General features: G+C 33.0%; 18 protein-coding genes. 7 read left to right on the forward strand and 11 right to left on the reverse strand.

What is annotated here, in order from left to right; genetic code table 11:
• Window positions 1-6: 6 nt before the first annotated feature.
• Together ABDJ34_RS06385 and ABDJ34_RS06390 are read right to left on the reverse strand one after the other, a co-directional pair.
• Window positions 7-339, reverse strand: a complete 333-nt coding sequence (locus ABDJ34_RS06385; protein ID WP_154272456.1) for a thioredoxin family protein — start codon at window positions 337-339, stop codon at window positions 7-9.
• Window positions 326-2,704 carry a glycogen/starch/alpha-glucan phosphorylase gene (locus tag ABDJ34_RS06390; RefSeq protein ID WP_412701768.1) on the reverse strand — a complete coding sequence of 793 codons (2,379 nt, stop codon included), beginning with the start codon at window positions 2,702-2,704 and terminating at the stop codon, window positions 326-328. The genes ABDJ34_RS06385 and ABDJ34_RS06390 overlap by 14 nt, the downstream gene beginning before the upstream one ends.
• Before the next feature lie 172 nt (window positions 2,705-2,876).
• On the opposite strand from ABDJ34_RS06390, the gene ABDJ34_RS06395 reads away from it, so the two are divergent.
• Entirely contained in the window at window positions 2,877-3,929 is a 1,053-nt protein-coding gene (locus ABDJ34_RS06395; RefSeq protein ID WP_094208180.1) for a D-alanine--D-alanine ligase family protein, read from the forward strand.
• Window positions 3,930-3,931: 2 nt separating this feature from the next.
• Window positions 3,932-5,296, forward strand: a complete 1,365-nt coding sequence (locus ABDJ34_RS06400) for a UDP-N-acetylmuramoyl-tripeptide--D-alanyl-D-alanine ligase (protein WP_412701769.1) — start codon at window positions 3,932-3,934, stop codon at window positions 5,294-5,296.
• Window positions 5,297-5,391: 95 nt separating this feature from the next.
• Here the strand turns inward: ABDJ34_RS06400 and ABDJ34_RS06405 are convergent, their stop codons facing one another.
• The 4 genes from ABDJ34_RS06405 to ABDJ34_RS06420 form a co-directional block, all read right to left on the reverse strand.
• The gene (locus tag ABDJ34_RS06405) at window positions 5,392-6,075 is read right to left on the reverse strand and encodes a TVP38/TMEM64 family protein (protein WP_412701770.1); all 684 of its coding nucleotides are present in this window, start codon (window positions 6,073-6,075) and stop codon (window positions 5,392-5,394) included.
• Window positions 6,076-6,161: 86 nt separating this feature from the next.
• The gene (locus ABDJ34_RS06410) at window positions 6,162-7,427 is read right to left on the reverse strand and encodes a dicarboxylate/amino acid:cation symporter (protein ID WP_412701771.1); all 1,266 of its coding nucleotides are present in this window, start codon (window positions 7,425-7,427) and stop codon (window positions 6,162-6,164) included.
• A 36-nt stretch (window positions 7,428-7,463) separates the two neighbouring features.
• Entirely contained in the window at window positions 7,464-8,309 is an 846-nt protein-coding gene (locus tag ABDJ34_RS06415) for an SDR family oxidoreductase (RefSeq protein ID WP_412701772.1), read from the reverse strand.
• Between the two features lie 9 nt (window positions 8,310-8,318).
• Entirely contained in the window at window positions 8,319-9,080 is a 762-nt protein-coding gene (locus ABDJ34_RS06420; protein WP_412701773.1) for an exodeoxyribonuclease III, read from the reverse strand.
• A 173-nt stretch (window positions 9,081-9,253) separates the two neighbouring features.
• Here ABDJ34_RS06420 and ABDJ34_RS06425 point away from each other — a divergent pair, with 173 nt between their 5' ends.
• A complete protein-coding gene (locus ABDJ34_RS06425) occupies window positions 9,254-12,154 on the forward strand; it encodes an insulinase family protein (protein ID WP_412701774.1) in 2,901 nt (966 codons plus the stop codon).
• A 65-nt stretch (window positions 12,155-12,219) separates the two neighbouring features.
• Here ABDJ34_RS06425 and ABDJ34_RS06430 read toward each other — a convergent pair whose 3' ends face one another.
• The 4 genes from ABDJ34_RS06430 to ABDJ34_RS06445 all read right to left on the reverse strand — a co-directional run bounded on the left by ABDJ34_RS06430 (window position 12,220) and on the right by ABDJ34_RS06445 (window position 17,032).
• Complete coding sequence (locus ABDJ34_RS06430; protein WP_412701775.1) at window positions 12,220-13,311, reverse strand: type II secretion system F family protein; 1,092 nt, start codon at window positions 13,309-13,311, stop codon at window positions 12,220-12,222.
• Complete coding sequence (locus ABDJ34_RS06435) at window positions 13,301-14,461, reverse strand: GspE/PulE family protein (RefSeq protein ID WP_412701776.1); 1,161 nt, start codon at window positions 14,459-14,461, stop codon at window positions 13,301-13,303. The genes ABDJ34_RS06430 and ABDJ34_RS06435 overlap by 11 nt, the downstream gene beginning before the upstream one ends.
• A gap of 105 nt (window positions 14,462-14,566) precedes the next feature.
• Window positions 14,567-16,315 carry an ABC transporter ATP-binding protein gene (locus ABDJ34_RS06440; protein WP_412701777.1) on the reverse strand — a complete coding sequence of 583 codons (1,749 nt, stop codon included), beginning with the start codon at window positions 16,313-16,315 and terminating at the stop codon, window positions 14,567-14,569.
• Window positions 16,316-16,432: 117 nt separating this feature from the next.
• A complete protein-coding gene (locus tag ABDJ34_RS06445; protein ID WP_412701778.1) occupies window positions 16,433-17,032 on the reverse strand; it encodes a hypothetical protein in 600 nt (199 codons plus the stop codon).
• Window positions 17,033-17,416: 384 nt separating this feature from the next.
• On the opposite strand from ABDJ34_RS06445, the gene ABDJ34_RS06450 reads away from it, so the two are divergent.
• Window positions 17,417-19,312, forward strand: coding sequence for an alpha/beta hydrolase family protein (locus tag ABDJ34_RS06450; protein WP_412701779.1), 1,896 nt, complete (start codon window positions 17,417-17,419; stop codon window positions 19,310-19,312).
• A 3-nt stretch (window positions 19,313-19,315) separates the two neighbouring features.
• On the forward strand, window positions 19,316-20,170 hold the full coding sequence (locus ABDJ34_RS06455) for a YihY/virulence factor BrkB family protein (RefSeq protein ID WP_412701780.1): 855 nt from the start codon (window positions 19,316-19,318) through the stop codon (window positions 20,168-20,170).
• 879 nt (window positions 20,171-21,049) lie between these two features.
• Here the strand turns inward: ABDJ34_RS06455 and ABDJ34_RS06460 are convergent.
• Window positions 21,050-22,132 (reverse strand): CdaR family transcriptional regulator, encoded by a 1,083-nt coding sequence (locus ABDJ34_RS06460; RefSeq protein ID WP_154271513.1) that lies wholly within the window; start codon window positions 22,130-22,132, stop codon window positions 21,050-21,052.
• Window positions 22,133-22,235: 103 nt separating this feature from the next.
• Here ABDJ34_RS06460 and ABDJ34_RS06465 point away from each other — a divergent pair, with 103 nt between their 5' ends.
• Window positions 22,236-23,366 (forward strand): glycerate kinase family protein, encoded by a 1,131-nt coding sequence (locus ABDJ34_RS06465; RefSeq protein WP_412701781.1) that lies wholly within the window; start codon window positions 22,236-22,238, stop codon window positions 23,364-23,366.
• Between the two features lies 1 nt (window position 23,367).
• The gene (locus tag ABDJ34_RS06470; protein WP_412701782.1) at window positions 23,368-24,633 is read left to right on the forward strand and encodes a GntP family permease; all 1,266 of its coding nucleotides are present in this window, start codon (window positions 23,368-23,370) and stop codon (window positions 24,631-24,633) included.
• The last annotated feature ends 38 nt before the right edge of the window (window positions 24,634-24,671 follow it).

The raw sequence follows: 24,671 nt of genomic DNA on the forward strand, positions 1-24,671 counted from the left end.
CTCCTATTATTCATCTAATAATTTATTTGCGTAATTTCTGTATGTCGATTTTGAGTTATCCCCTACAAGTCTGTCGATGATTTCACCATCTTTTATAAATAAAGTCGTAGGTAGAGGCAACGCTTCGTAATGTGTAATTATCTCGTCCTTGTCAATTTCTCTAACTTTTTTAGCTAAATATTCGTAAAATTCTATTTCTCCTTGAAATGATTTTTCGATATCTTCCAAATCATTTTTCGCCGGAATACATGGACAAATTCCGTCAGCGTGGAAAAATAAAATCTTGTTTCCTTTGTTAAATATCTTAGAGTTAATGTCACTCTTTTTAAATTTTTTCATTTGGTACTATCCTCCAAATCTCTTCTGCATATTCTTTTATAGTTCTATCCGATGAAAATTCTCCGAAATTAGCGATATTCATCAAACTCATCTTCGCCCATTTTTTCTTGTCAGAATAGGTTTGTAAAATCTTTTCGTGAATTTGTTCATAATCGTTGAAATCTTTTAACACGAAATATTCGTCCAACTTAAAGGATGAATCTCTGTTTACAAGTGAATTGTAAATGTCCAAGAACATAAACGATCCACTGTCATTGATCAAATCGCTTAGCAAAGTATCCAAAACGCGTTTGATGTTTTCATCCTTATAATAATACTCAACTGGATTGTAAGTGTCTCTGATGGAATTTAATACATCAACAGTTGCTCCAAATGGGAAGTTGTTGTCCTCACCTGCATGATTGAAAATCTCAATATTAGCACCATCGTAAGTTCCCACAGTCAATGCTCCATTTAACATAAATTTCATGTTACCAGTTCCAGAAGCTTCTTTTCCCGCAGTTGAAATCTGCTCACTCACATCTGCTGCAGGATACACCAATTCTCCGATTGATACGTTGAAGTTTTCTAAGAATACAACCTTGATATATTTGTTAACAACATCATCATTGTTCACGAGATTTTTAACTTCATTGATAAATTTTATAATAGCCTTTGCTCTGAAATACCCCGGCGCTGCCTTCGCTCCGAATATATATGTTTGTTTTGGAATATCTGATACTTCGTTGTTTTTGATTTTATAATACAAATTCAAAATGTGAAAAGCATTCAGCAATTGTCTCTTGTATTCGTGAAGTCTTTTAACTTGTATGTCAAAAATAGAGTTCTCATCTACATCGATATTTTCATGCTCTTTGATGTATTTTTTGAGTCTGATTTTGTTGTGAAGTTTGATTTCCATTAGCTTTTCCAAAACACTCTCATCATCTTGGAAATTTTCAAGCTCCTTTAATTTTGTTAGATCAGTTTTCCAATCTTCTCCCAAAAGTTCTGTTATAAAATTCGTTAGCTCTGGATTTGAATAAAATAGCCAACGTCTTGGAGTAATTCCATTTGTTTTGTTGACGAATTTATCCGGATACAAATCGTGCCATGATTTTAATGTCTCGTTTTTCAGAATTTCTGTGTGGATTTTAGCAACGCCGTTAATCTTTACGGCTGTTAATATTGCCAAATGAGCCATATTAACAGTATTGTCCTTCACTATTCTGAGATTGTCTATTCTATCCACAGAATAATACAATCCCACCAAATCGCTGACAAATCTCCTGTCGATTTCAGCGATAATATCCATAATTCTAGGACTCACTTCTTCTACAACATCGACGCTCCATTTTTCCATAGCTTCTTGTAAAATCGTGTGGTTAGTGTAGTTGAACACATTGCTTGTAACATTCCAGGCTTGTTTCCAAGAAAGTTTTTTATCATCCATCAACACTCTCATCATTTCTGGGATAGCCATAACAGGATGAGTATCATTTAATTGGATAGTATTGTATTTTGCAAAATCTTCAAAATTTACATCATTCGGGAAATTCTTCTCGTATTTTTCAATTATATCTTGAATTGATGCACTGCAGAAAAAATACTGTTGTTTAAGCCTTAAAACTTTTCCCGGTCTTTGTATATCATTAGGATACAAAACTCGGGTAATATCTTCTGCCCTGTTTTTTTCTTTTACAGAATCATCGTATTGAAAATTATTGAATTTTTGAAAATCAAATCCGTCATCACATTCTGCCTGCCACAACCTCAAAGTATTTACAACGTGATTTTTGTATCCTACAACAGGCATATCATAAGGAACTGCTTTTACGACTTGGTTTTTGTATCTAATGATTTTGGATTCAGATTCTACACGTCTTGACCAAGGATCCTTGTCCAATGTCCAATTGTCTCCGACTTCCATTTGAAATCCGTTGTGAAAATATTGTTTGAAAAGTCCTTGGCGATATCTAACACCATAACCTGTCAACGGATAATCCAAACTCGCTGCACTTTCCATAAAACATGCCGCAAGTCTTCCTAATCCACCGTTACCCAAAGCCGCATCTTCTTCTTGAATTTCCAAATCATTGATGTCGATGTCCAATTCTTTTAAAATTTGTGAATATTTTTCATCCAATCCCATATTCAACAAATTATTTCCCAAAGATCTTCCTATCAAAAATTCCGCGCTAAAATAGTAGGCATTGCGTGAATTTTTGTGTTTATCAGAAGTTTTCTTCCAATCTTCTGCCAATTCGTTCATTATTATTTTAGAAAAAGCTATATATTTTTCTTTTTTTGTTGAAGTATGTAAATCTTTCCCAAACAAATTAAATAAATTTTTTTCAAATTGCAACAAAAATTCTTCCTTTTCCATAAAATCCTCCTATTTCTTAGCTCAACTATATTTTACCACATTTGTGAAATAGTCCTATTAAATTTGTATTGTTTTTTGTAAAATCAACAAAAATGATACATTTTTCTAATTTATTGATATAATGATTTAGTTATAGTAATATATTAATGAGTCACAAGAAAGGACAAAAATTATGCAAAAAAATATATATGTATTATATGGCGGTCCTAGTACTGAACACGAAGTAAGTATTACAAGTGCTAGAACATTAATAAATAATTTATCAAAAGAAAAATATAACGTAAGTGCGATTTTCGTTCGCCGCGATAAAAAATTCATTATGAAAGAAAACATAACTGAAGAAATAAAATCCGACGACGAATTAGTGCTTGACACTGAGCTTTCTGTAATAGAATCTGTCAGCGAGTGCATCAGAAAAATCAATTCAGAAAACACTGTAATATTTCCTGCAATTCACGGAAGTTACGGTGAAGATGGAACAATCCAAGGTTTCATAAAAGTTTTGGATTTGCCATTTGTAGGATGTAATGTGTTGGGTTCTGCACTTTGCATGGACAAAGGATACACTAACGATATTTTCGAATTGAACAAAATTCCTCAAGCAAAATACGTAGTACTTTGCAAAAACGATGATTACAATTTGAAAGAAATATTCGACAAAACATCCAAGGCAGTTTATGTAAAACCATGTAACGCTGGTTCATCTGTTGGTGTTATGAGAGCAGAAACAGAAGAAGAATTGGAAAAAGCAATCCAAAACGCATTCCAATACGACAGAAGAATTTTAGTTGAAGAAGAAATCATTGGACCAGAACTTCAGATAGCAGTTATGGGCAATGACAATCCTGTTGCATCACGTCCGGGTGTATATCAAATACACGATGTAGAGTTTTTCGATTACGATGCAAAATACAACGATTCAAAAACAGAAATGCTTACACCATTTCCAATGGATAAAAAGTTAGAATTAAAAGCAAGACATTTGGCAGAAAAAGTGTACAAATTAATGAGTTTGTCAGGATTTTCAAGAGTTGATATGTTCGTAAAAGACAATGAGCTTTGGGTGAATGAAATCAACACTGTTCCAGGACTAACTCCACATTCAATGTTTCCAGTTTTGTGGAAATGCACTAACGATATGAGTGTTTCAGAAGTATTCGACAACTTGATTGATTTGGCTGTTGAAGAATACGAAAAAAATAAAGCATATAAGTTAGAGAGGTAAATATGTTAACAAGAAATTTAAAAACAATAACAGAACTTACTAACACGATTATAAATGAAAAATACCATGATGTAATGGTAAAAGGTATCTCCACAGATACAAGAACAATCGAAAAAGACAACATGTTCATCGCTCTTAGAGGAGATAATTTCGATGGACAAAATTACATAGAGATGGCTTTTGAAAAAGGCGCATCTTGCTGTGTAGTTAACAGAGATTACAGAAATATCAACGATTATCCCGTAATTGAAGTAGACAATACAAAAGAATTTATGATGGATTTGGCTAGAGGATACATCAACAGTTTAAACTGTAAAGTAATCGCTATAACTGGTTCCAACGGAAAAACAACTACAAAAGACATCATGAGTTCACTATTAAAAGAAAAATACAAAGTCGTTAAAACACAAAAAAATTACAACAACGAAATCGGATTATCCAAGACGATATTTGACATAGATGATGATACTGAAGTTGCTGTCCTTGAAATGGGAACTGAAAACTTCGGAGAAATCAGACAATTGACAAACATCGCGCATCCCGACATCGCAATGATTACAAACATTGGCGACAGTCACCTATTGAATTTGAAAACAAAAGAAAACATTGCAAGAGCGAAATTCGAAATCCTTGAAGGCTTAAAAGAAGATGGAATATTTATTTTAAATAATGATGATCCAATTCTTATAGAAGTAAAACAAGAATACAAATTACCAGAAAAAACCATAACTTTTGGAATAAAACCAGACAGCGATTATAGAATGGAAATGATCAAGGCCGATGAAACAGGATCGACTTTTTCAATCAACGATCATGTGTTCAACATAGAATTGTTGGGACACCATCAAATGTACAACGCTACAATGTCAATAATAGTAGCTGAACTTATGGGATTGGATTATTCTGATATTGCAAAAGGACTTAAAAATATCGAATTAACCGGAATGAGAAACGAACTTATACTACTAGATAAATTCCATATTTTAAACGACAGTTACAAATCAAATCCACAATCATTGACAAGCTGCCTAGAAACAGCTTACGGATTGCACGGCTATTCTAGAAAAATTGCCGTATTAGGTGATATGCTAGAACTTGGAGATAACGAAATAACTCTTCACAAAAATATCGGTAAATCAATCAATCCAGAAAAAATCGACTACGTATTGGCAACTGGACCATTAGCAGAAAACATAATCAAAGGAGCACGTACAAACTTTGCAGAAGACAAAGTGTTCTACTTTGAAACAAAAGAAGAATTGCTAGAAAAATTGCAAGAATTAATCGTGGACAACACATTAGTTTTAGTAAAAGCATCTCATGCAATGCAATTCGATAAATTAGTCGAACATATAAAAGAAATTTAACATCAAAATATTAAATAATATAAAAACAACAAGCCCTTATGTACAAAAGTGCATAAGGGCTTGTTTATTTCTAGAAAAGTTTGAGGCTTTCTTTTTTACACATTTTTCTTTGCTTGTTTATCGTTATAAATTCTCTTCATCAACATTCCTAAAGCGAAAACTCCGAATAAAATTATAAGGCCTTTTACCCATGTAGATGGATTTGTGGATTTACTTGCTGCATAAGAATAAATCAAAGTAGCTGGAAGTTGTCCAACTCCTGTAGCAATGAAAAATTCCCAAAACCCCATCGGAGTCAATCCCGCTGCATAGCTTATTGGATCGAATGGAACAAATGGCAATAATCTTGCAACTAAAATAGCGTTCTTGCCATACTTGTCGAAGAATCCTTCTACTTCCTTCAATGCTCCTTTTGTTGCAAATTTCTCTGCGATATCTCTTCCCAAAAATCTCGCAATTCCAAAACAAAGCGCCGCTCCAGCCATTGCAGATGTCCAAGACAATATACTTCCTCTAACCCATCCCCAAATAGCTGCGTTTGAAAAAGTAATTAAAAAGGCTGGGATTGGTGCTGCAACTGATTGAAGAATCATCATCAAGAATGAAATTATAACCGCAGTTTTCCCGAAAGATCTGATGTAAGCTTTTACACTTTCAAGGTCTTGAAAAGCTTTTGACATGTTCGTTATTCCTTCTCTTAGTGGTTTGATAAATACAAATGCTAAAACCACAACTAGAATTACGACAATTTTTTTAATATGTTTATTTTCTAATTTCAAAATTATCCCTCCTTATATTCATTATATCAGATAAAAAAATAAACACTTATTGAAATATTCTATAAGTGTTTATCATTTATTATAATTTACGAATTAAATTTTTTTCTATCAAAATATTCTTCACCAGAACTATTAGCGACGATAACTGTACACACGGCATCTCCTGTGATATTTATCGCTGTTCTAATCATATCCAAAATTCTGTCTATTCCCATTATCATTGCAATCGCAGATATTGGAAGTCCGATTGAATTAAATACCATGGATAAAGTTATCAATCCAACAGATGGAATTCCCGCAGTACCTACAGATGCAAGTGTCGCTGCAGCAATTACTGTCAAGAAATTTTGTGGTGTCAATTGCATTCCGTAAGCGTTCGCTGCAAATACTACTGCAACTCCTTGCATGATTGCTGTTCCGTCCATGTTGATAGTCGCTCCAAGTGGAATTGTAAATGAGGAAATTTTCCTGCTAACTCCAAGTTCTTCCAATTTGTTGATGTTCATTGGCACCGTTGCATTTGAAGATGATGTGGAGAACGCAAATCCCAAAACTGGGAAGAATTTCTTCAAGAATTTGAATGGATTTGCTTTTGCAAAAATCGTCAATAAAACCATATAAACTAATAAAAGTTGCAATACCAACCCTAAAACTACTGTGAGCATGTATTTTAACATAGAGAATATTGCAGATAATCCTAAAGTTGCAAACGTCTTTGTGATAAGAGCAAATACACCTATTGGCGCAAACTTCATGACAATCATAGTCATATCCATCATTATGTCGTTGAATTCTTCGAAAATATTTGCTACGTTGTGTGCTTTTTCTCCCAAATTCGCCAAAATAATTCCAACTAACAATGCGAAGAAAATTATTTGCAACATATTTCCTTCAGCCATAGCTTGAATTGGATTTGTAGGAATCAAATTCAGCACAGTATCTTTTATTGAAACTGCCTTCGCAGGGTCTGCTTGGACAGCCTGGCTCACTTTGCTAAGATCAATTCCAACTCCAGGCTTTATAAATGATGCCAATAATAGCGCCAAAGTTATCGCCAAAGCCGTAGTGAACAAATAAAACACAAGTGTTTTGACTCCGATTTTTCCTAATTTTTTAGTATCCCCCATGCTCATCGCACCAGTTACAAGTGAGAAGAACACCAATGGAACAACGAGCATTTGCATTAATCTGATAAATCCTTGCCCCAATACGTCGAATATCCCATTAACTAAAATGGTATCTTTTATATATGATGAAGGGACAAATAGATTAAAAACTATTCCTACCAACAACCCCAGAAATAATCCAATGAAAATTTGATTTGTCAGTCCTCTTTTTTTCTTTTTTTTCATAAACATCTTTCCTTTTTTATAAATTCATTTTTAAAATTACAAATTATTTTTTTCGATATATTTTTGAAGAGAAGTTTGCCAATCTGTGAATTTGTAAATTTGAGAAGTGTTCAATAAGAAGTTTTCCAAAGCTGTAAAATCTGGTCTGTGACCTTCAATTCTCAAATTTTCATCTTCGATAACTTCTGCATCAATTCCTTTTATCCTCAAAATTTCTTCTGCAAAATCTTTTCTACTAGCGACTCCTTCGCATGATGCGTGGTATATTCCGTAATCGTAAGTATCCATCAATTTTACGATAAATTCTGCTAATTGATATGCGCTTGTCGGAGAAGAATATTGTGCTTTTGGAACATAAACTTTTCCCGTTTGAATTGCTTCTTTTATAATATCTTCAACCCTGTGATTTACCGGAGAGAATAACCAACTTGTTCTCAAAATAAAATGTTTCACGCTGAATTCCCTTACGAAATTTTCTCCCATCAATTTGCTTTTTCCATACATTGTCGTAGGATGTGGAGTGTCGTATTCTCTGTATGCACTTCTGGATTGTCCACTGAACACATCGTCTGCTGACATGTGAATTATTTTTGCATCCACAGTGTTCGCTGCAACCGCCATGTTTCTTGCACCCAACGCATTTACTCTGAAAGCTTCGTCTGGGTTTTCTTGGCAAGCTACAGGGTCTGTAAGCGCAGAACAATTTATGATTATATTCGGTCTATTTCTTCTAGCAAATATTGAAGTTTCATCGGAATTCACAATGTCTACAATGTATTTATCCGTTGCTAAGACTTCGTCTTCCAAAGGATCCAAATATTTCTGTAATACTTTCCCGATTTTTCCATCTGCTCCACTTATCCAAATTCTATTTCTAGTCATAATATCTCCTTAAAAATTAATCTCCAATTCAACTGGACAATGGTCTGATCCCATTATGCTTTGGTGAATTCTCGCATCCACAAGATTGTCCTTCAAATCATCACTTACTATGAAATAATCAATTCTCCAGCCAGCATTTCTTTCTCTCGCTTTTGCAAAGTACGACCAATAAGAGTACTCATCTGGTTTGTCGGGATAAAAATATCTGAAAGTGTCGATGTATCCATCATTTAATAAAAGTGACATTTTGTTTCTTTCTTCGTCGGTAAATCCTGCTGAACGTCTATTTGATTGTGGATTTTTCAAATCAATTTCATTGTGTGCTACATTCAAATCCCCACACACAATTACAGGTTTTTTATCTCTTAAAATATTCAAATAATTGTGGAATTCATCTTCCCACACCATTCTATAATCCAATCGTTCTAGTTTTTGTTTAGAGTTTGGAGTGTAGACATTTACCAAGAAAAAATCTTCGTATTCGCAAGTAATCACACGTCCTTCAGTGTCGTGTTCATCAATTCCAATCCCGAAACTTACTCCAATCGGTTCAACTCTTGTGTAGACCAAAGTTCCAGAATAACCTGCCTTGTTAGCTGAATAGGAATATCTGTGATAACCTTCTATTTCCATTTCGTCAGTCATTTGGTTTTCTTTCATTTTAATTTCTTGTAAACAAAAAATATCAGCATTCAATTTATCAAATGCTTCCTTAAATCCTTTTTTCATAACGGCTCTGTATCCGTTAACATTCCATGATACTAATTTCATATTCTCACCTCTTATTTGTTATTTATTATATCATATACAGTTTTAAAAACTGATATTTGCGAATGTAGGTAACAATTATTTATACCCAAATAAACAAATTTTTAATAAATTTGTGATTTTGTTAAGTTTTCGCAATTTGATATAATATATTAAAAAGAAAAAAGGAGATTTTTATGCAAGATTATAAAAATTTTAAATTAATAGATACGAGAGAATTGTCAGACATCAATTCTACTGCATTTCTTTTCGAACACAAAAAAACGAAAGCGAAAGTTTTGAAGCTAGCTAACGATGACGAAAACAAAGTTTTTTCAATTGCTTTTAAGACTATCCCACAAGATAGTACAGGGGTTGCTCACATAATGGAGCATTCAGTTCTTAATGGATCCAAAAAATACACAACTCGTGAACCATTTATGGACTTGGTAAAATCATCTCTACAAACATTTTTGAACGCTATAACTTATCCGGATAAAACTTGCTATCCTGTAGCAAGTCGTAACGCCAAGGATTTCAAAAATCTTGTGGACGTTTATTTGGATGCAGTTTTCAATCCAATTGTTTACGAAAAAAAGAACATTTTTTATCAAGAAGGATGGCACTACGAAATAAAAAATGTCGATGATGATATCAAATACAATGGTGTAGTGTACAACGAAATGAAGGGCTCCTACAGTTCAATTTATACGATTATTTTCGATGAATTGTTCAAATATTTGTATCCAGATACAACTTATGCACATTCATCGGGCGGTAATCCTTACAACATTCCAGATTTAACTTACGAAAAATTCTTGGAATTCCACGACAAATACTACCACCCATCAAATTCGTTCATTTATTTTTACGGAAACGGCAATATCGAAGAAGAATTGGATCATTTGTCAGAATATTTGGATGAATATGATTACAAAAAAATCGACTCAGAAATTCCTTACCAAAAACCATTTGAGGAAGCTAAAAAAGTCCAAGTCGAATACAATATATCAAAAGACGAAAAGCCAGACGGAAAAGATGTATTGGTTTACGCTGCAAATGTCGGACACATCACAAATGTAAAAGATGCATTCGTATCAACTATTTTAAGTGACGTATTGTTCTCCAACGAATCTGCGATAATTAAAGAAAAATTATTGCAAGAAAACATCTGTGAATCTGTAGAGAGCGTATCATCTTACGGCCAAGAAATCACAATGGGGGTTATCGCTGAGAACTCAGATGTAAAAAACACCGAAAAATTTGAAGCATTGGTTAAAAGAGAATTAGAAAACATCGTAAAAAACGGAATCGACAAGGACGAACTCACTTCTACTCTTAATAAATTAGAATACGATTTGAAAGAGGCTGGAAGTTTCCACACAAAAGGAGTTATCTATTTCTTAAAATCTGCTCTAAGTTTCATGTACTCAGATAGCTACTACGACCAATTACAATTCTCAGAAACACTTGCAGAATGCAGAAATTTGATCGATACAGATTACTACGAAGAATTCATCGAAGAAAAATTATTGAACAACAACTTCAAATTGATTCTATCATTGAAAGCAACGCCAGGTCTTAATTTGAAAAAAGACAACGAAGTGAAGGAAAAATTAAAACAATACAAGGAAAGTTTGTCCGATGAAGAATTGAATGAATTAGTAGATTTGAACAAAAACTTAGAACAATTCCAATCAGAAGAAGACACAAAAGAACAAAAAGACACTATTCCAACATTGGAACTTTCCGATATTGACGCAAAACTTGAAGATGTAGAAAGAATCGAAAAGAAAATCGACAATTACACATACCTAAATCCAAATCTATTCACATCAAACATTCACTACGCATCATTTATGTTTGATTTGTCGAAGTTCTCGCAAAAAGATTACTTCTATTTGTCACTTCTATCCGATTATATCGGACTAAGCGATACTACAAATTACGATTACAAAAAATTATACACTCAAACATATCTTGCATCAGGTGGGATATTCACGGCAATTCATTTGAACAATACAAAAAACGGTCAAGATTTAAAATCCAAATTTGTGTTCAGCTTCAAAACAATAGAGAAAACAGAAGACGAATGTATCAAAATCTTGGAAGAATACTTGTTTAATGTGAAATTTGAAGACAAAAATAGATTCAAAAATATCCTTCAAAACCTTAAACAAGAATACAAAACGAGAATACTTGAAGCTGGAAACCAATTCGCATTGACACGTTCTATGGCATCATTCTCAGAAAAAAGCGTATTAGAAGATGAATGTTCTGGAATTAGCTACTACGAAAAATTGTGCGACGTGTTGAATGATTTCGATGAAAAAGCAGACATCACTTTGAATAAATTAAAAGATTACTACGAAAAAATCGTAAATTCAAACAACATGATTATAAGCATAATCAATGAACAAGATTCTGCAAATAAATTCTTCGACAAATTACAAAAATCGTTGATTGCTAAAATGAACACAGAAGACATCAACATCAAATCTTCTCCAACAAAATTCTTCAAATTAAAAGAAGCCTACAAGACATCTTCAAATGTGAATTACGTTGTAAAATCAGCTGATTTGAAAAAATACGGGTTTGAATACAATTCCAAAATAACTGTGTTGACAAATATATTGAACACTTCATTCTTGTACAACGAAGTCAGAGCAAAAGGCGGAGCCTATGGAGTTGGAATGAGCGTAAGCTTGAATGGAATATTATATGTATATTCCTACAGAGATCCTAACATCAAAAACACAATCGACATTTACGATCAAATCGATAAATTTGTCGAAAACATGAGCTTTGATGAAAAAGAAATGAAACAATTCATCATTGGAACTGTGAACCAATTCAACCCACCAATGACTACATTCACAAAAGGAAGTCGTTCGATTAACATGTATTTATCGGGACGAACAATAGAAGATTATGAAATTTATCTTGAAAACATGCTACACACAACTGTAGATGACTTGAAGCAATTTGCTGAAATAATCAAAAAAGCAATGAAAGAAAATCACTTAGTAGTTGTAGGAAATGATACAAAGATAGATGAAGATGCAAATCTTTTCGACAAAACAATCAATATAGAATAAAAAATTTGAGGGCATATGCCCTCTTTTTTTGATGATAATATTCAATATTTTTATACCACAGTTTGTTAATTAAACGAATTTATAACATCAAACATAGGAATGGTGATAGATATTACGATGAATCCTACGATTATTGCCATGAAGATTATAAGCATTGGCTCTAATATGCTAATGAATGATTTGATTGCATATTCCACTTCCCCGTCGTAGAATTCTGAAAGTTTTTCGAATATATCTCCCAGTTCTCCAGTGTTTTCTGCAACTTTTAGCATGGAGTTGAACACTTGCGGAGTAATTTTTCTTTTATTGAACGCTTCTTCCAGTGTAAACTCTCCGGATTCTATTTCTCTGAAAATATCGGAAAGTTGTTGTTTGTAGTATTTGTTTTTCATGGATTTTTGAATTATGATGAGTCCATCCAAAATCGTCATGGAATTTTTGTGAGTTATGCTCAAACTCCTCGCAATTTCTGAGGATATTATAATTTTTCTTTGTTTACCAAAAATTGATTTGGTTGTCTTGAATTTATCCAAGTAATATCCAAATTTTGTTCTTCGATAAGCTATAATACCTCCTGCTGTTATTAATAGTAAAATAATTAAAATCAATAATCCTTTTTCGTTAATTGCATTTGATAATGAAATTAAAATTCTCGTAGACAGTGGTAGCACCATGTCAGAGCTTTCGAACAAATCCACAAATGTCGGAATGACGTTTTTGAGCATAAATATCAGCATTACAATTCCTGTGACTGTCAAAATTATCGGATAAATCATCGCGTTTTGAACTTTTTTGTTGATATCGTATGTTCTCTCGTAGTATTTACTCAAATCGTAGACTACTTTGTCCAGTCTTCCACTTTCTTCACCTAATTTCATCATAGAGGTGAAAAACATATCGAAATTTTTGTCATTTGCAAAACTTTCCGACACGCTCATTCCATTATTCAAATTCTCAGAAACTTTATCCAAGCTCGGTTTAAGTTGTTTGAATTCTTTTTGTTCTTTAAGTAGATTTATGATTTCAATAATGGGTATTTTCGCATTCAGAAGAATTGAAAACTGTCTCAAAAACAAAAACAACTTTTTCTTAGAAACTTTGAGATTTATTTCCTTCTTTAATATGCTATCTTCTTTTAAAAAACTGTCAATCTTCATTGTACAACCTCATAGCTTCGTCAAATGAAGTGTTGCCAAGTGCTACTTGTATCAAAGCTTTTTTGAACAAACTGTCTATTTTATTTTCTTCACCGTAATTTTTCAAAGATTTCAAGTTCATATCTTTTTTGATTAAACTTCTCAAATCATCGTCGATTTTTAGTATCTGCATGACAGCCATTCTTCCCTCGTAACCAGAACTGCATTCATCGCAACTTCCTGGCTCGTAAATTTCAGTTGGATTTAATCCGTTCGATTTGAAAACTTCCATTTGTGAAGATGTTGGTGTGACTTTTTTCTTACAATGAGGACACAATTTCCTTAGCAATCTTTGCGCGATAACAAATTTGAGAGATGCTCTTATCATGTAATCTTCAATCCCCATATCCATAAGTCTGATTATGGACTGATAGCAATCGTCTGTGTGAATTGTTGAATAAACTTTGTGGCCTGTGATGGATGCTCTAATCGCAAGCTTCGCAGTTTCCAAGTCTCTAATTTCTCCGACCATTATTACAGAAGGGTCTTGTCTAAGTACAAACTTCAACGTATTATCAAATCTCAATCCAATTTTTTCGTTGATTTGAATTTGATTGATCCCAAAAATATTGTACTCAACTGGATTTTCAATCGTGATAATATTTTTATCGATTGTATTTTCTCGTTCTAGCATTGTGTAAAGCGTTGTTGTCTTACCACTTCCAGTTGGCCCACAAATCAATACCATTCCGTTTTCAAATTTCGTAAATCCTTCTATCATTTGTTGTTCACTTTCAGAAATCCCAAGATTTTGCATCCCGATTTTAAAAGATTCTGGATTCAAAATTCTAATAACGCATTTTTGGCCGTGAATTGTGTTGATAATGCTAATTCTAAGATCAATCTTCGAATTTTCGTAAGTATATGTAATTCTTCCGTCTTGTGGAAGTCTCTTCTCTGCAATATCAAGCTCACTCATTATTTTAATTCTAGTAATTATTTTTGAGTGCATACTCTTGTCCACAGTTTTGTATTCCACCAAACTTCCATTGATTCTAAATCTTATCCTGACATTTTCTTCAAATGGTTCAATGTGAATGTCGCTAGAATTTTTTCTGATTGCATCATCAATTATAGAATTTACAAATAAAATATTATCGTTGATTTCCATTGTTATCTCCTTGTATATATCTAATTTAATTATATCATTAAAATAATTAAATCAATCTACAAATAAAAAAAAATACCAACTGCATTGCAGTTGATATCTTCTTATTTACACCAATAATCTGCCACCTTGTGTGTACAAATTATAATAATATCCTTTTTGTTCCATTAATTGTTGGTGCGTTCCTCGTTCAATTATTCCTTCTTCGGTCAACACCAAAATCAAATCTGCGTTTTGAACAGTTGTAAGTCTGTGGGCAATTGTAAGTGAACTTCTTCCTTTTGCCAAGTTTTCCAATGATTCTTGCACGATAAATTCGCTCTTGTTGTCAAGTGCTGATGTAGCTTCGTCTAATATCAAAATCGGTGGATTTTTCAAGAAAACTCTAGCAATTGAAATTCTTTGTTTTTGACCACCTGAAAGCATAACCCCACGCTCTCCAACATAAGTGTCAAATCCATTTTCCAAGTTCATTATAAAATCGTACGCTCCTGCTGCTTTTGCTGCATCGATTACTTCTTGTTCTGTCGCATCTGGTTTTCCGTACAAAATATTTTCTCTGACAGTTCCACTGAACAAATACACATCTTGTTGCACCATTCCGATGTTTGAACGAAGCGATTGAAGTTTGATTTTTCGAACGTCAATTCCTTCCACCAAAATTTCTCCGTCTTCTACATCGTAAAATCTAGGTATCAAATTGCACAACGTCGTTTTGCCTCCACCAGAAGGCCCAACCAACGCAACTTTCTGTCCAGGATTTATAGTGAACGAAATATTGTTCAACACATTTTCGCTATTGTTATTGTATTTGAAACTGACATCTTTTATTTCGATTTTACCTTTGACATTTTCCAAATTCACAGCGTCTTCGTCGTCGAAAATTTCGATATCTTGATCCATTATTTCAGTAAATCTTTCGATACCAGTCATTCCACGTTGGAATTGTTCTGTAAATTCTACAATTCTTCTCACAGTTGTAAGTAACGTTTGAACATAAAGGATGAATGCTACGATGTCCCCACTACTCATTTTCCCTTCGACTAGGAAAAGTCCACCGAATAAAACCACGATAATGTACATTATTCCATCAAACGCTTTTGTTATCGTGTTAAATCCAGCCATTGATGCGTACGTTTCTGATTTTATATCCAAGAATTTCTTGTTACCTTTTTGGAATTTTTCGATTTCGACATCTTCATTTGCGAATGATTTTACAACTTTAACTCCTAGCAAACTGTCTTCGATATCCGCATTCAACACTCCGATGTGATGCTTTTGTTCTTTGAATCCTTTTCGCATTCTTCTGTTGTATTTGGATGCAAACACAATCATTAAAGGAATTGATAAGAACAAAATCACCGTCAACAATGCATTCAGTCTAACTAAGATTACAAATGAAACTATTATTTTAATAAATCCAATAAAATATTCTTCTGGACAGTGATGTGAAAATTCTGTTATATCGAACAAATCAGATGTAATTCTTGCCATAATTTGTCCGACTTTTGTTTCGTTAAAATACGAATCAGAAAGTTTTTGCAAATGTTGGAACACATCGTATCTCATGTCCGTTTCAATCTTTGCTCCCATTATATGACCAGTTTTTGTCATGTAGTATCCTGCCAACAAATCAATTATTTTGATGACCAAAAGAAGTCCTGCCATTCTGTAAATCATTTCTCTTGTCAAAGAATATGTGCCTAGTCCCGCATTTGTCAGTCTTCTCAAAATCATCGGCAACACCATATCTGTAAGTGTAGTAAGGGCAGCACAGAACAAATCGAACATCAAAATGAATTTGTATTTTTTAAAATAAGGCATAACCCTTTTTATCAGATTGAGATTTCTTTTCATACTTGTATCCTTTCTTTAAAATTAACCAATACAACAATTATAGCACATTAAATTATTTTACATAATACAAAAACCGCCAAATTCAAAATCAATCTGATTTCAAACTCGGCGGCCAATTTATTTTGTGGATAATTTCTTCATTAATATTGTAATTGCGAAAAATCCTACCAATATTAAAATGTAAATAATAATATTCAGTGTGAACAAATTTTGCTTCACAGGTCCTGAAAAAATCGAAAAATATGAAAACAAAACAATTCCAATCGCTGATATAGCAATCAAAAAGTATCTGAATTTACTGTCATGAAATCTCTTTTCTTTTCTGGAAATTATAATCGGAGTTGCAATTACAGTTGCAAACATCGTCAAATAAAGTATAACTGCAGATACTGAAATTTGTTTAAATTCCAATCCTAAGAAATTTCTGATTAGATTGGTAGCAAGTCCAACAGAAGTTATCAACAAAAAGTAATACACAAATTCTATTAATTTATTCGCTATACTCACATTAGAAAAATCTTCAATGTAGTTGTTGACCTTTCGAAGTTCCGATTTGTACAATTCTTCTGTAGGAAATGCGCCCTTTTTTTGTAACTGCATCAAATCAATATCCAAAAGTTTCTCACATTCATTTAACGTCTTAAAATACAGGTTTCTTGTCTTCAAATTCATCATAATTCTTTGTTTTATATCTGAAAAATCTTCGTCCAATTTCATTCGTTTTCACCTCTCATATATAATACCATAAAAAAACTATAAATTATTCAGTTGATATTCAAAAATTATTCACGATATTTTATCCCAAATTGTTGGTAATTTTTTGTGGATAAATGTGGATAATGTGGATAACTTTGTGGATATCTTGAAATAAGCCAAATTTTCTCCACAAATTATCGTCAATTTTTGTGGAAAAAATTTGTATAACTTATTTGAAATACATTTTCACTACATTTATTTAACACTCGTTTAATAAATATAATCGAACTTTCAAAATACTTACATTAAAATTCAATTCATTTTCAATGTATTACTTTTCCTAAAGTATATCGTAGCAGTCTATTATGTTATAATTATCTTAATATATAAATGAAGGAGAGTTATATGAAATATTTCGATTACGATTCATTTAAAGACTTTACATTTATTTCAAAGTTAAAATCTTTAAAAAACTCAGACGATATTTTCTGTGTTACAACCACAGCTAATATAGAAGAAAACAAATACGATTCTAACATACACAAAGTAGGAGACAATAAAAACTTCACAAGTTCAAACAAGGACTCTTCATTTTTTGAATTGAATGATGGAGATTTATTAATTATGAGAAATTCAGAAAAAGAAGAAGATTCTGATACATCATCTTTTTACAGACTTCCTGTCGATGGTGGAGAAGCTGTAAAAGAATTCGACATAGATTTGAAAAACGCTGAAATTCTTTTCGAATTGGAAGATTCTTTTATCGTAAAATACGAATTCGACAGACATCATGAAATGAATAAAATCACAGAAGAAGAAAAAAACGAAGATGTCGAAGTTCTCACAGAACTTCCCTATTTTGAAAATGCTGTTGGGTTTACTGACAAGAAAAGAACTAGACTTGCAAGATATTTTCCAAGCATTGACAAAACTGATATACTAACAGATGAATTTTCAAATATCTCATCTGTAGACATCAATGATGATAAATCAAAACTTATTTTCGTGAGAAATTCCTACGAAAACGTAATGAAAATCGAAGATGAATTAGTTGAATACGATTTAAAATCTGGAAAAGAGTCTGTGATTTTACAAGGTTTTATGATAATGTCTGCGAAATATTTCAATGACGATATTGTGATTCTCGCCACAGATGGAAAAGAACATGGGCTCAACCAAGACTGTGAAATCTACAAAATTGTAGATAATAAAGCTATAAAGCTAAACGAAGAACATTACTGCTTGTACAATTCCATAGGCTGTGATTTGAAATATTCTTCTGGTAGTCAAATCGAAAAAACTGACGAGTTCATATATTTTGTAATTTTGGAAGGATATGGCAGTGCGATTTTGAGAATGGACAAGAATTACAAATTCGATAAGATTTTATCCACAAATAATTCTATCAATATGATTTCTGTAAAAAACGATGATGTTTACTACGTCTTGATAACTGAAAATCACGGACAAGAAGTTTACAAATTAAATGGAGAACAACTAACTCATTTGAATAATGACGAATATCATATAAGCAAAAAAGACAAGTTTACGTTTGAAAATGATGGTAATTCATTCACAGGCTGGGTAATTTATCCAAAAGACTACGATAAAAATAAAAAATATCCAGGCGTTTTGTCCGTACACGGCGGTCCAAAAACTGTTTTCGGTGAAGTATTGTTCCATGAAATGGAATTACTGTCTTCTAAAGGATATTTTGTTTTCTATACAAATCCACGTGGAAGTGACGGATATGGAAATGAATTTATGGATATAAGAGGAAAATACGGCGATGTGGATTATTCTGATTTGATGAAATTCACAGATATTGTTATGGACAAATACCCTATCGACAAACTTGGCTACACCGGAGGATCTTACGGAGGATTCATGGCAAATTGGATGATGACTCACACTAACAGATTCGATTGTTTTGTAAGTCAACGTTCGATTTCAAATTGGATTTCTTTCAGTTTGATTTCAGATATTGGATATTATTTTGGAACGGATCAAAACCACACTGAAACAGTGTTAGATGATTATGATAAATTGTGGGACAAATCTCCGCTAAAATACGCAAAAAATGCACACACTCCAACTCTTTTTATTCATTCCACAAAAGATTACAGATGTCCGGTATCTGAAGGAATGCAAATGTTTCAAGCTTTGAAACTTAACAACACACAAACAAGGTTTGTGATGTTTTACGGAGAAAACCACGAACTTTCACGTTCTGGAAAACCTAAAAACAGAATCAGAAGATTAAAAGAAATCTGCGATTGGTTTGATGAATATTTGAGGTAAATGATGAAAAAACAGAAAAAAGAAAAAAAGAATTTGTTCTTCAAAAAATTATTGCAATCAATAAAAGAAGACCAAATCCCATTATTAAGCGCACAGACAACCTATCATTTTATAATGAGCTTAGTGCCATTTCTAATAGTTTTATTAAATATTGTGTTGATGGTTGCTGCTAGTAAACTTGATTTGATTTTCAAATGGATGGAAGTAATTCCCTCTGAAACGAGAAATATACTAATGACATTAATCAACACGATTATAAGTAACAGATCCTCATCTGTACTTTCCATCTCTTTGTTGGTGGCGTTGTGGTCTAGTTCTAAAGCTTTGAAATCTTTAATCAAAGCTATGAACAAAGCATTTGATGTGAGAAGCGAAAACGGATTTTTGAAAACACAACTTAAAAGCATTCTATTTACAGTAGTATTGCTTTTATTGTTGATTGTGACATTGGTATTTATCGCATTTGGTGGTTTGATTTTAAATCTAATTGAGCAATATATGAAAATACGAATACCATACTTTGCACAATTTTTCAGATATTTAATACCTATTGTATCCATGATTTTTGGATTCACATTGCTATACAAATTCGCACCTGATTTCGATTCTACAAGAAGTATCAAATGGAAATCGGCAATGCTAGGAGGAACAATCGCAACCATAGGATGGCTTTTGATTACAGTGTTGTATTCGTTCTACGTTTCGAACATTTCGAATATGTCATTGACATACGGTCCATTGGTAGGCGTGTTTGCACTTTTGGTGTGGATTAACTTATCCTCGCAAATAATCTTGATTTCAGCAGAAATCACAGCCAACTACGACCAAGTTAAAAGAGGAGTTATTTATTCGACTTAGAATTAATGAAATAAGTAGATTACCAGTTTTGCTAAGAATATCATACGGAGGAAATTTATCTGATTTCAAATCGAAAAAATCCGTCCAAAATCGCATTTGCGTAAGCGCTAGCGTGCTTGCGATTTTAGGATTTTGAGATTTAGAAATCACAAATTTACGTAGTCTAGATATTCGTGCAAGCTGGTTTTCTACTTTAGACTGTACCTGTAAAATCTTCATGTCAAGCGATTATGTAAATATATGAAATAAAAATAGACAAACCGATACGGTTAGAATATCATACGGAGAAAATAAGTATAAATTCAAGCGAAGTGAATCGTAAAAAATTGTGCTGTCTGAGCCGAAGGCGAGTTCACAATTTTAGATTCACAAGCTTAGAATTTATTTATTTGCGTAGTCTAGATATTCGTTCGTATCGGTGTCTATTTTCATATATCTTGAAACTACCTTTAACAATATTTGTAGACAGATGAGTGGTTTACGAGTTTTTGTGTTTTATTGTACCTTTAAAATCTTAATGTCAAGCGATTATGTAAATATATGAAATAAAAATAGACAAACCGATACGGTTAGAATATCATACGGAGAAAATAAGTATAAATTCAAGCGAAGTGAATCGTAAAAAAATTGTGCTGTCTGAGCCGAAGGCGAGTTCACAATTTTAGATTCACAAGCTTAGAATTTATTTATTTGCGTAGTCTAGATATTCGTTCGTATCGGTGTCTATTTTCGTATATCTTTAAGCTACCTTTAGCAATATTTGTAGAAATATGAGTGGTTTACGAGTTTTTGTGTTTTATTGTCTTGAAACTATCTATACATATTTTTTGTAGTCTAGATATTTGTGCGTGATGGTTTTGCCACTTTTTACTACATTTTCTAATTCAATATAAAAGCCAAATACAACCTGATAAAATCTTCTACATTTCTAGGGTCAAGTCCTGTGATATCTCTAAGTTTATTCAGTCTGTACTGAACGGTATTTTTGTGTACGAACAAATCCTCAGCACATTTTGTTATGCTTTGATTATTTGTCGCATAAATTTTTATCAAATCTTTGTAAATATTGTAATCTTCGTCGGAAATATCTTTCAATACGACTTGCTTGAATTTTTTGATTCTATCTTTTTTGATACTTCCAAGCAAAATTCCCAAATCCAATGTGGAATAATCCACAACACAGTCTTTCCTTTGCAAATTATCCAACCAATCCAACGCAACCATGCAATTATCATAGTTTTTCTTAAATTGGCTAATCATTTTAAATGACCCACTGATGCCAAAATATACTCTACTGTCTATTGCATCGTGAATTTGGTTTCTAATTTTTTCCAATTTTTTCTTGATGATAATCTTGTCTACGTTGTTTGAAAGAATTACAATTTCTCCGTAAAAAACGCTGTATACGAAATTATTGGACAGATTATTCTCCAAGATTTTGTAAATTTTATCGGAGTCTTTCAACAAAAATCTGTTTTCGGAATTTTTCCCGACTATAACGTATTTTTCGTCTTCACTTTCCAGATATCTGTACAATCCGTAATCGTCCAACTCATTTATCAAACTCTCAAACAAATACTTGTTCATGTCCTTTTTCTTAAGTTTGTTCTTCTCAACAAGTTGTTCTTTTACTAGTATTTCAGTCATTTTTTTGATGATGTTTCCATATTTCATAACTTCGTCTTTGTTTCCAGTGATGCCGATAACGGCGATGATTTCTCCGTCGATTGTAACCGGGATATTAATTCCCTTCTTTGCTCCAACGTACTCTTTTTCATTATCAACAAAAATTGTTTCGTTTAGCTTTACGCATTCCTTCGCAGCTTCGTGATAAGTGCCAATTCTATTTGAATTTGTAGAATAAATAATATATCCTTCTTGGTCAAAAAAGTTCAAATCGTAATCAATAACATCTTTTAATTTTTCGACTATCATTTTTGCAGTGTGATCAGAAATTCTCATTTGTTCTCCATAATAATAAATTTATTTGTTCATTTAACATTATTATTACATAAAACATACATTTGTGCAATCGTTTGTTATAAAATTGAGATAGGAGGTTGTTATGAATATATTAGTATTGATAGACTCTTTTAAAGGCAGTTTGAGTTCTTTGGAAGCAGGAGAAATCATAAAAAAAGCTTGTGAAAAAAATCCTTCAAACAAAGTAATCGTAAAACCTGTTGCTGACGGTGGAGAAGGAACTATTGATTCATTAAAGGATATTAAAAACGCTAAAATAGTTGAGGTTGATGTACATAATCCTTTGATGGAACATCACACAGCTAAATATTTGATAGTAGATGATAAACTTGCGATTATGGAAATGAGTGAATCCAGCGGACTTACGCTTATAAAAGATAATTTGGATCCAATGAATGCAACGACTTTTGGAGTTGGAGATATGATAAAGGACGCTTTGGATAAAAATATCAGAGAATTTATCATTGGTATTGGCGGCTCTGCAACTACAGATGGTGGAATGGGAATGCTTCGAAGTTTGGGTGTGAGATTTTTTGACAAAAATGGAACCGAAATCTCAAACGGTCCAATAGGAATTATCGATTTGGAAACAATTGATTTGGAAAACTTCGATGAAAGACTTAAAGAATGCACATTCCAAATAGCTTGTGATGTGGACAATCCGTTGTGTGGACAACGTGGATCGGCAAGAGTATTTGCACCACAAAAAGGAGCAAGTCCAAAACAAGTCGAAGAATTGGATAAACTTTTGGGCAAATATCACGAGGTTACAAAAAAAGTTATTCCAGATGCAAATGATACGATTGAAGGAGCTGGCGCTGCTGGTGGTTTGGGATATGCCTTCAAAAACTATTTGAATGCAGAATTAAAACCAGGAATTGAAATTATTCTAGAAATGCTTGGAGCAGATGAGTTAATCAAAAATTCTGATTTGGTTATCACTGGCGAAGGCAAGATGGATTTCCAAACATCCATGGGAAAAACTCCTGTTGGAATTGCAAAGCTCGCAAAGAAATACAACAAAAAAGTCATTGCTTTTTGCGGCGTTTGCGATAACGATGCAGTCTCTGTTAACGATAGAGGAATCGATGCATTCTTCCCTATTCTAAATAAATGTATGGGAACAAATGAAGCTATGGATAAAAAGATTTCTGAAGAAAACTTGTACAGAAGTGTTGACCAAGTAATGAAATTAATAAATTTATGGAGGTAGTATGGACAACGTAACATTTTCAACGATTGGAGCATTGATTGGCTTAGCGTTATCAATTTTTCTAATCATCAAAAACTTCCACGCAACTTACGCACTTATCATAGGCGCTTTGGTTGGTGGACTTATCGGTGGAGGCGGACTTGTTGGAACTGTGTCTGCCATGGTAAAAGGTTCTGAATCAATGATGAGTTCAGTTCTAAGAATTATGACAAGTGGTATTTTGGCAGGCTGTTTGGTTAAAACGGGTGCTGCAGAAAAAATCGCAGACACGATTATCAAAAAATTAGGCGAACAAAAGGCTTTGATCGCTATCGCGATTTCTACGATGATTATCTGTGCTGTCGGTGTATTCATTGACATTTCAGTTATCACTTGTGCACCTATCGCCCTTGCTGTTGGTAAGAAATCAAATCTTTCCAAATCAAGCATTTTATTGGCTATGATTGGTGGAGGAAAAGCTGGTAATGTAATCAGCCCTAACCCAAACACTATCGCAACTGCTGAAGGATTCAAACTAAATCTTACATCTTTGATGTATGTGAATATCATTCCTGCAATTTGCGCATTAATCGTAACGATTATTATTGCAATGGCTTTAGCAAAGAAAAAAACTGATGTCATAGATTCAAGTGATTTGGAATCTTCTGAAAGAACAAGCTTGCCAAGTTTCTTCGCATCAATTATAGGGCCAGTTACTGTAATTGTTTTATTGGCACTAAGACCTATCGCAAAAATCACAATCGACCCATTAATCGCACTTCCACTAGGAGGATTTGTATGCTTATTAGCTACAAAAGAAACTAAGAATACCAAAGAATATGTCAACTACGGTTTCTCAAAAATAATCGGAGTTTGTGCACTTTTGATTGGAACTGGAACAATAGCTGGAATTATCAAAAATTCAACACTACAAACTGATATGATTAATTTGATTACTGCATTTAATCTTCCTGCATTTATACTTGCTCCAGTAGCGGGTATTTTAATGGGTGGTGCAACAGCAAGTACAACTGCTGGAAGTACAATAGCATCTCAAACATTCGCCAAATCATTAATTGATGCAAATGTAACTGCACTAAATGCTGGTGCTATGGTTCATGCAGGTGCTACAGTTATCGACTCACTTCCTCACGGATCATTCTTCCATGCAACTGGTGGATCTGTCAAAATGTCTATCGCTGACAGATTAAAAATCATTCCTTACGAAGCAGCCGTAGGTTTGACGACTACAATCGCATCAGTATTAGTATATTTAATTACAAAATAATTTTTCTCAAAAGTAAGGGCTATGAGCACATAACTCAT

It is taken from the genome of Finegoldia dalianensis (assembly GCF_046255015.1).
Lineage (GTDB): Bacteria > Bacillota > Clostridia > Tissierellales > Peptoniphilaceae > Finegoldia > Finegoldia magna.